This window comes from Butyrivibrio sp. (assembly GCF_024699075.1).
The window spans coordinates 1-9,544 of sequence record NZ_JAILQF010000308.1; the positions used below are offsets into that span (position 1 = coordinate 1).

General features: G+C 38.1%; 6 protein-coding genes and 1 pseudogene. All 7 read right to left on the reverse strand.

The features are described 5' to 3' along the window. On the reverse strand, positions 1 to 789 hold a 789-nt coding region (locus K6G87_RS12385), incomplete at its 3' end, for a hypothetical protein (RefSeq protein ID WP_296837716.1). A 282-nt stretch (positions 790 to 1,071) separates the two neighbouring features. Continuing rightward, positions 1,072 to 3,282: a thrombospondin type 3 repeat-containing protein gene (locus K6G87_RS12390; RefSeq protein WP_296837718.1), complete on the reverse strand. Its 2,211-nt coding sequence runs from the start codon at positions 3,280 to 3,282 to the stop codon at positions 1,072 to 1,074. A gap of 181 nt (positions 3,283 to 3,463) precedes the next feature. Beyond that, on the reverse strand, positions 3,464 to 4,300 hold the full coding sequence (locus K6G87_RS12395; protein WP_296837721.1) for a polysaccharide deacetylase family protein: 837 nt from the start codon (positions 4,298 to 4,300) through the stop codon (positions 3,464 to 3,466). Positions 4,301 to 4,323: 23 nt separating this feature from the next. Then, positions 4,324 to 5,025: a YwaF family protein gene (locus tag K6G87_RS12400; RefSeq protein WP_296837724.1), complete on the reverse strand. Its 702-nt coding sequence runs from the start codon at positions 5,023 to 5,025 to the stop codon at positions 4,324 to 4,326. Between the two features lie 192 nt (positions 5,026 to 5,217). After that, positions 5,218 to 6,009: an MBL fold metallo-hydrolase gene (locus K6G87_RS12405; RefSeq protein WP_296837726.1), complete on the reverse strand. Its 792-nt coding sequence runs from the start codon at positions 6,007 to 6,009 to the stop codon at positions 5,218 to 5,220. Between the two features lie 336 nt (positions 6,010 to 6,345). Then, positions 6,346 to 6,918, reverse strand: a complete 573-nt coding sequence (locus tag K6G87_RS12410) for a hypothetical protein (protein ID WP_296837729.1) — start codon at positions 6,916 to 6,918, stop codon at positions 6,346 to 6,348. 565 nt (positions 6,919 to 7,483) lie between these two features. Continuing rightward, a pseudogene (locus tag K6G87_RS12415) lies at positions 7,484 to 9,544 on the reverse strand (hypothetical protein); the annotation flags it as partial.

Consider the following 9,544-nt stretch of genomic DNA (forward strand, 5'->3'; position numbering starts at 1 on the left):
ACGAACATTATTGCCTTTTTCCCTGCTTATGTCGTTAGCACGTCTTTCATTGTGTTTTGCGCTTCTTTCTTTTGCGCTTTTTAGTCTTTGTTCAAAAGTCATATGCTTTGATGCATTATCCCTTAATGTAAGGCCGTCAATTAAGGTATTCTTATCCATTCCCGCTGCTTTTCTGGCACTTACATGCTGCTCCATTTCTTCAACAATGCGATTCATATTTCTATTTGCTGCATCATAAGCTGTTGCATATATCTCCATTTCAGCCTGATATTCAGCGGCGGCTCTCTTAAAGAACTTGGTAATCACCCCAGTTGATTTTGCTGCTTCTTCGCTTATGTTAAGCTGATCTTTTCCTGTGATAGCCCTTCCTACATTTCTGATCGCAACAAGCGTTGCTGCTTTTCTTTCGTGGAAACGAGACAGTTTATTAACAACCTTATTAAGATTATCTCTCGCCATTTTATTCACGGCATACTGCTGTGCCAGATATGTTCTGTTTACCTCACAAAAAGCCTGTTCAAACAACAATCTATTCGACTCTTTTGAAAGAGATGCTTTAAGCTTCTGATGCTCATATAAGGCAGTAACCTTATTTTTTATGTTTTTGAAGAACCCGATACCGTTTGATACCTGTTTCTCAACATTGTCCTTTATTGCCTTCGTGCCTTCGTCAACAGCTTCCTTGATTTCACGCGGCATTTCTACAGCTCTTCCCAGCTCTTCTTTGAATGTCAGAAGCTCTGCTCTTTTCGCATTTTTTGCAAGAGTGTACTCTTTAATCTCTTCCAACTTGTTAAGATAGTCTTGATACAGGATGATAAATTGGCAAAGGTAGATGCCATGATATACTTAAAATATAAAAAGAGCTACCAGAGATGGTCGGCCTTAGTTTTTAGTGACTAATAAAAGCAGCCTTAACCTTGGTCAGGGTAGCTGCTTTTATTATGTTTAAATTCGCTTATAAGCTTAATTACAACGCTCACAAGATTAGCAAGTGCTGTAACAAGCTTTACAAATTCTAACTTCTAACACAACAGCCTGCCAGATAAAACTGGCAGGCTGTTAAAATGTTTATTTACTTACGAGGTTTTCTCCGTCTTTGTTATAAACAGCAAATCCCCACCAAGCTCCATCGGGAAGCAAACTTGAAATGATTCCTGAATGAAAATCGCCGCGGCAATTTTCATATTGAACAAAGGGAGCATAGTACACTTCAAATGAGCCGTCATCATTGTATGACAGTTTTATAACAGCTCTATCACCAAGGGTTGAACCATCGCCAAATAACATAGTACGGTCATCTGCGGTATAATTTGGATCATACACATAAAGCTTTGTATATTTCTCAATTGTTCCATCATCAAGCTTTTCCTCAACTTCATCGTAGCCATATACAAGAACTGCATGTCCGTACATAATAGCATTACCGTTTGCATCTGTCTTAACTGATGGATTAAGCGCCGCTTTGTTATCCGCATCATTCTTATCATAGTCGTATATAAGCTCTGGCGCGGACATGTTAACGATAAGAACTTCGCCATTGTCTATTGAGGCCTTAATCCTGTAAACAGAATCGTGATCGAACGACTCGGAGCCTTTACAGATAAGTGATGCATTATTGTCATCCATGAGATTTTCATATTTCCAATATGCACCGATCATTTTAACAAACGCATTCTGATAATCAGGAAGCGCACCTTCTTCAATGTATCCGTATTTACCCACAGAATCTTTACTCCATGAAGGTGTAAGGTAATCAGAAAGACCGGAATCAAATAGAGTAGAATTTTCTGGATGAGATGCGTTAAAAGATATATCACCCTCGCTTCCAGATTTAGGCATTTCTCCATTCGCATAGAGCTGCTGTTCGTAATAAACTATTCCAGCGCAGTTACCGCCTTTAGAAATATAGGAGCCAAAGTTTGGAAATGCGAATAGGTCGTCTTCTGTAAATCCTGTGACTACTTGTTTTTTACCATTTTTATTGTATGTAGTAGTTACTCCATTGTCATCTGTGCTTGTTTTTCCAACGTTTTCACCACCGATAACAACAGGGAATATTCCTCTTCCCTTGTCTATATTGTCAATGTTGTTTACGTCTTTTACCGTGAAGATTCCTCTCATGATCTTTCTAGGCAGGGAATTTGTAATTTCCACATACTCATCCTCTGTACAGGCATAGACGTTACTTAATCCGATCTTCTCACGGTAGTCCTCATTTATAAATCGGATTTCTGAAAGTGCCTTACTTATCATCGCCTGATCCTGTAGTCCATCACCTGTTGATACATAATATATTTTTACAGATGAAGGCATAAAAGCGGTAAGTGAATAAATAGTATATTCTCCTGCATGTGATTCTTTTTCACTGGAAGTACCTAGAAAGGCCTTAAAATCATCTACAAGACCTCCTTCTTCAACGGTGGCTGGATATTTTGTAGCTCCTGCGGACGAATAAGCAACTTCCTTGCCTTCTACTACAAATGCAAGGTGGGTTGTTTGCGACTCATTTGAAAAAAGGTCAAGTGTTATCACACTTCCTCTTTTTTCAATGTTATAGTCTTCTTTATCTAACACGACATAATTTGATGTTGTTGTGTATTTTATTATTTCAACATCTGTTACATCATCAGTATAAGATGACAGGTCAAATTCAGCTCTTCCAGTGTAATTTCCGCCTATCGAGTACATAACATATATTCCGTACTCATCGTACCAGTCCTGATCCATTGTGAATGTATCAGGTGTTTCATATCCGTAGATCTTAACTCCGAGATTATTCTGATTCTCAGTAAGAAGAGTTACATTTTCTGTGATATTTCCTTCAAAAACAGCTTCTTCTGATGTCTCTAGTGCTTTTGTTACATCAAGACCATTTTCATATTTGTAAAGGTCTGTGTACATATCATCTGCGGTTGAAATCTTCTTGGGATCTGAGCCAATTTCGATTTCCTTTGAATCTGAAAGCCCGTCGCCGTCATAATCAGAATCATCTTCTGTACCAAGCCCCGCCTGAAGCTTATCAAATTTACTCCACCCCTCAATATCTGATTTTTCAGACTGTAAAGAAGCATAGTAATCATAAAGAGCCTGTGGGACACTGTCAGATGACATTGTCTCTGTCCTTTTTGCAATATCTTCCATCTGCTTGTTTTTACTTATAAAAGAGGCAATATTCTTTACCCCTATCACAGCAATGACAATTGCAAGGATCACTACCAATACACGCATGCTTGTGTGCTTCTTAGTTGCTACATATGAGCTTTTTTGCTTATTAAACATTTTCGTATTCTCCTTTCCTAAATGTTGCTTACTCTTTTAGAGTGTCCGACTTTAGGAAAAACAATCTTATATGCCTAATAAGATGTAAGACGGCCCTGCCTTAATAATTTTCTGTACAATAAAATGTAGCTCAATATGGAGATGCCTGTCTATCCAAGTGAGATGTTTGTATAAGTTAATCTTAAAGTACTACCATCTCACCTGCACGTACGTGAACATCCTTATCTCCATATGTAAACCATACATCAACAGCTGAAGGATTCTTGCACATAGTCATATTTGTATCAAAAATAAGATCTGAAAAAGCTTTGCAGTAGTCATAGACTTCAATATTGGTAGCATACCAGATATCATCTCTGCCTGAAACATATTCGCAGAACTTCTCGATCACATCCCAGTTATCGCACTCTTCAAACTCATAACTATGACCCCAAAGATAGAAAAACATGGAATCCCAAAAGTTTTTAGTCTCTACAAAGCGCTTAGCAAGGTCCATTAGCTGTGGATCTGCATGATGGCATGTTGCAGAAAGTCTAAGCCAATCGTTTGGAAGGTGGAAGTCATGAGTTGAATGCACAGTTCTTGCATAACATATGCCGCAGTTCTTAAGTATCTGTACACTGTTATCATCAAATGCTCCATATGGATAAGCAAAGCCTCTGACGAAGGTTCCGAATACTTCCTCAAGCTCCTTCCTGTCTCTTGAAATCTCTTCTGTTGCGATATTAGCAGGAAGTCCAACAAGTGATGCATGAGTATATGCATGGGCAGCAATCTCCCAGTTGCTCCTTGCATATACTTCCTTAACCTTACTAAGGGACATTCTTCTGTGAATAGTACCGGGCTCATAGGTTGTACCTTCAGCAGCAAAAGCACCGCTGTTTAAGTTAAAAGTGCCCTTAATTCCATATTTGTTTGTGATCTCAACAAGTCTTTCATCCTGTTCTACGCCGTCGTCGTAGCTTAAAGTAAGTGCCTTCGGAAGGCCGCCTGGAAATCGCATCATCAAGTTAGGCATTTCAAATCTCCATTCATATATTTTTAGAAGTTAATATTTCTTATTAAATCTATTCCATAAACAATAATAAGTATTATCAGTACAAGCCCTGCATATCCAATAAGATACCCGGGATTACCCAGTAATGATGCAAAATAAGCTAACGGGCTCCCCGGCACAGGCCAGTTCACAAAGAAGAAATTGCAATTAAAATGCTTATCAAAAGCATATATCAAAGGTGTTGTTACCAACAGAAAAAGTATAGGCTGGTAGATATGCTTAATTGACGGCTTAACAAGACCCGATCTTCGTAATAAAAGCGGGTACAGGATCAAAGCCCCGTGCCATGCAAAGCTATATAGATTCATGAAGTTAAGAACAGGATAATAGATAGTCCAGTCAGGAAAAAGAAGTGCCGCTATAGATCCTGGCATGATAAGCACATAAGCCAGTTCCCCAAAGAAATCTTTAGCCCATTTCCATGGCAGATATTCTCTAAGCAAAAATACGAATATCCCTATACTACAGACATGGAGCGGTAAGTAGGCTACAGAAAATCTGTGAACACTTATCAAAAATGCATCTTTAAACAATTCCATTAAAAGCATGACAACAGGAATAAGCTTTATTATAAACATCCTCTTCCTACTGCCAACTTTCAAAAGATGATTGATCAGTATTAATACTATAAGTATAGTAATTACAGAACTGAAAATATGAATTTCTCCAAAAAGCGGATACCCCATCCCAGCTGGAATGTCCTCCTGCTGTTTCCAGAAATATTCCATATAATGCCGCGTCACTCCCAGTCGTATTTTATCGTGTCATTTCATGTATCATATAATCATCTAAAACAAATCGAATTATCTATATTTAATGTCGCCACGCAGATATTGCCCTTATATGAATTTCATACAAGGACGGAATAAAAAATGTATTCAACTAAGTTTTGACTGGTCATAAACAATTACGTGATCATCCTGCTGATAGTGCTTGCCCGATTCGACCTTAAAGGGGTGCTGCTTACAAACGCCCATAAACCAGGTATAGTCTGTATCCGCATCATTCTTGCCATCTAATATTTCCTGAATAGCATCTCTTACACAGCGCATAAGTGAGATATCATCGTAGTCTCTGGCATGTCCATGCAAGATTACATCTGCTTCTTTTTCCAGAAAAAGAACTTTATCAATGCCTTCAATACACTGCTCATACGGCACAGTATGAGGAAGCTGAAGCCAAAGATGGTGATTGATAGCATCTCCTGTAAAGAGGATCCTGTCTTCTTTGAGCAAAAGAAGGATTCCGCCCGGGGTGTGGCCTGGGATATCATAAATTTCAAGAGTCTTGCCTCCAAGATCTACAACATCTCCGCCCTTTATCTCTTTAAAAGGCGGCATTGAAAAGCCTTCTTCCTCGCACACTTCTACAAATTCAGGATCTTTGCTGGTATCAATTGCCAGATCAAGATCGCCTGGGCTTATATATGCTTCGTCAAAGAATACATTACCATAGATATGATCCGGGTGGCCGTGAGTATTTATGACCATAACAGGCTTATCTGTGATCTTTTTGATCTCATCCTTGTAATTGTGATAACCCATCATGGTGTCTATGAGAGCAGCCTTCTTATCCCCAATTACAAGATAACCTGTGCACTCATGGTTTTCATCAAAAAGGTATAGATATGGTTTTAACTGCTTAACATAAAGAGTTTTATCTTCGAACAAAGCTATCACCTCCCGGATGTTTATGCTACTGATATTCTTGTCGTATATATATTACTATATTTTATTGATAATATCTTTCTTTTCTATAAAAATGATATTGAAAGTATTCTCTTACATCAAGCCGATGTCCGGCTTTAATCCACATAATCCATTAAACTTAATATTTCTTCAAGGAGGTCTATGGAAAAACAAAATGCCTACAGCTACAATTCGAAACATCAAAAAATAGAACCTCATGGCTGTTAACCACAAGGTTCCATTATTTTACATTTCGTCCTGATTTTAGTCTCTATATTATTATCAGCCCAATCTACTGGACCGCTGTAATATTCAGTCTCAGCCCATTCCAGCTGTGAAAGAGATAGATGTCACAACATCATTCTCGATTGTAAATCCAAGTGTGAATCCTGAGATTATATAGTTGGCTGTTGTATAACCTGCATCGTCTGACTCGAAAGAAGGTGTGCCGTAGGCTGCTTTTACATCATCATAAGAATCACCTACAGAGATCCCCTTGCTGGTCTTTACATTCTCGCTGTATGTGAATATACCGGAGAGTTCCTTGTTGTCACCTTCTCCAGAAAGCTGGATAGTAAAATCATCATATACGAGGTTGCCAAATTCATCCTCTTTATCTGTCTCACCAAGCTTGGCTAATACTTCATCTGTATCGTCATATAATGAGATCTCAATAGTTCCATTTGACAGGGTTGTATCTGCCCTTTCGTCTGTAGATTCATATGTTACAGGGGCGCTTGCATTGTCACCAGTCTCATCTTCAATCTGATCATCTGATACAACTTCAGCATTTTCGGCGTCGCTATTTGTATCACTACATGTCTTTGAGCATCCAACGATAGAAAAACATACTACTGCTGATAATAAAACTGCCACTAATTTTTTCTTCATAATTGTGTCTCCAATCTCTATTGTCTTTTTGAAGTATGATGGGTATATCGTCACAAATGAGAAGTTTATTCATAATCTTTTTGATCTAAAGCTCCTTGCAAATTACAGGTGCTATAGCCTCCTTCCCCTTTAATTGATATATATCATAAACAGATCAGTTGGGGTCAAAACTCATTTGTGCTCACCACATCGTCCATTGTAGAGTTTCAATCATTAAGTTCCAAGTGGCTAAATGTTTAAGATTTGTTTAAGGCTAAAAAATATTCTTCATGAAATTTTTTGTCTGTTTTTGAAATAAACGGAAGAAAATATCCCGAAAACCTATAATAGTTTACATGATTGAGAAACGAGATAACATTACCACTGTCGTTAATCTTAAGTCCCTTATTTCTTAATATCATCAGATTGTGGGGGCATTATCCCCACAATCTCGGAATAACTCTGATAGAACTGTACATATCTATAAAGAGAGCGTTTATCAAAACCTTTGCCATACTTTTGAGTTAACTCATATATATAGTCAGGAGTACTATACTAAAAACTCAATTCAAAAAATCATGGAAAATCATGGATTACTAATCGCATGCCCAACTTCCAATATTACAGGCTCACTCATTATTCCCATTGAAATTACATTGTAGGTGCTTGTAAATGAATCCCCACAGCTTCTAAATGAATCCGGTCCAAGCCAGAGCATATCATCACCGATAAGATGAAGCTGTCCAAATCCGTTATAACGATTTCCCAGGAGAATCAGCTTTACTCTGCATGCCTCTTCGCCATGCAACAATGCATTTTGTGGAGCAAAAGCAACTATCTGAGCCTTTTCTTTTTGGGTACATACTTTTACTGCTGCTCCTGCAAAATAAGGAATGTGAAGAATCCTTTCTCCTTTCTTTGAATCGTCAGATTGTTGTTCTGCAAGCGGAACATCAACATAATATTCCATGTTACCTGTATAAAATGGAAATCCCTGTCGGGTATAGTCACCCCAAAAAAGCATTTTCGGCTTAGACACGATTTTTTTGCTATTCCCGCAAAGTTCTACCCCAAACTCTCCCAACAAGTACATGCGCTCAAGATTTGAGTCTTCTCCAAAGAGCATTTGAATTTCAAGGATATTCTCGCCTGCCCTTATTTCCGGCAGAATAAAACATTTTATTGCTTTGTCAACATAGTACCCCGCATCCTTTTTGAGATTTATTTCCTCACCATTTAAGAAAATCTTACAATATTTGCTATCCTCAAGTGCAAGTTTTGCTCCAGCGTAATTGATACTGCTATTTATCTTTGTCCTTAAAGCCAAAGTATAATCCCGGCTTGAAGGCATTCGCGCGTAAGGCTGACATACATCTTCATATCGTCCGGGTAAACCTGTTTTTTCCCTTAACAAATTATCAATTTGAAGAATCTCTTTTTCCTCATCACAAGTATCTACGATAATCTCTTGCGTCTTTACATTCTTTAATTCATACGTAAATGTATCAATAAGATAAACGTTTGATTCAAGGTTTTTATATCCGGAAGGGCGAGAAATACGAGTTCCTGAAGAGAGTCGTTGTTTCAGTGTTTCAGCGTCATTATTATCATATTCTTTTTTACTTAAATTCTTTCTTTCAGTGATCTCTTTTAATACTAATAGGCATGAATCCTGGCTATACATTTCAATTAAAACCTTGGTCCTGCCATCCTTCACAGTGGCTTCAACCATTTTAATATCTCCTGTAATGGCGTCATAACGGGTAATACTGTAATTTCCTTTAAAAGTAATCCATATTTTATCTGATTCATTTACAGGTCTTCTTTCCCATATTCCATGGTTTCTGGCCTTCAAGCCAGAAAATGCCTGCGCCATAAAGAATACTTTTTCATTGCCTACTTCTCTCATGTTAAAAAGATATTTATCTGTTCTTCTGCCTTTATTATCAAATAGGTCTACGGTTCTTAAATCATCTGTTATCTCTATGAGTTCATCTATAGAAGCAACCCTTTGCGCTATGTCATTTAAATCATCATTGGACTTTATCACGATAAGTCTTCCCCCTGTCATCGCAAAGTTTCTTAGAAGCTTTATCGTATTCTTTCTTAAAGTCATATTTGATGGCACAATAATTGTAGAATACTCCATTTGTCCCATGTTAAAAAGGCCATTTCCTTTATCTAAAGCATCTTCATTAGCCAGCGATTCAGAAATATAATCAAAGTCAAATCCTCCGGTAATAAGCCTTTCACAAAGCTCCTCAAATTCTCTTTTCATTGATTGTTGCTCTGAAAAGTGAGTTTCAGAAGGTCCCAGCAGTCTCCAAAAGCTTTCAATTGGATGTATTACACCAATTTGGGTAACCGGTTTACCTTTGGTTAACATATAGTTAACTCTGCCAAAGTAATCCTCAATATAGGAAAACTCTTTATACCAGGGCGATTGCCAACCAATTGCTGCGGGATAATCTCTTTTCGCTTCTCCCTCCATAGTTGCCCAAGCAAGATGATGGACTCTTGTTGTTATACCAAGGGCAGCCTGCCAGTCTCCTGCCAGTTTGTAGCCTTTAAAGTCAAAATTCCACTGTGTAACCCCATACTCCTCGCTGAGAGCGCCTTCAAGTCCGTACTGATGAACGACGCTTGT

What these genes read in the sequence shown, in the direction of transcription:
- K6G87_RS12390 (WP_296837718.1), bottom strand. Translation starts at nt 3,282, where the DNA reads ATGTTTAATAAGCAAAAAAGCTCATATGTAGCAACTAAGAAGCACACA.
- K6G87_RS12395 (WP_296837721.1), bottom strand. Translation starts at nt 4,300, where the DNA reads ATGCCTAACTTGATGATGCGATTTCCAGGCGGCCTTCCGAAGGCACTT.
- K6G87_RS12400 (WP_296837724.1), bottom strand. Translation starts at nt 5,025, where the DNA reads ATGGGGTATCCGCTTTTTGGAGAAATTCATATTTTCAGTTCTGTAATT.
- K6G87_RS12410 (WP_296837729.1), bottom strand. Translation starts at nt 6,918, where the DNA reads ATGAAGAAAAAATTAGTGGCAGTTTTATTATCAGCAGTAGTATGTTTT.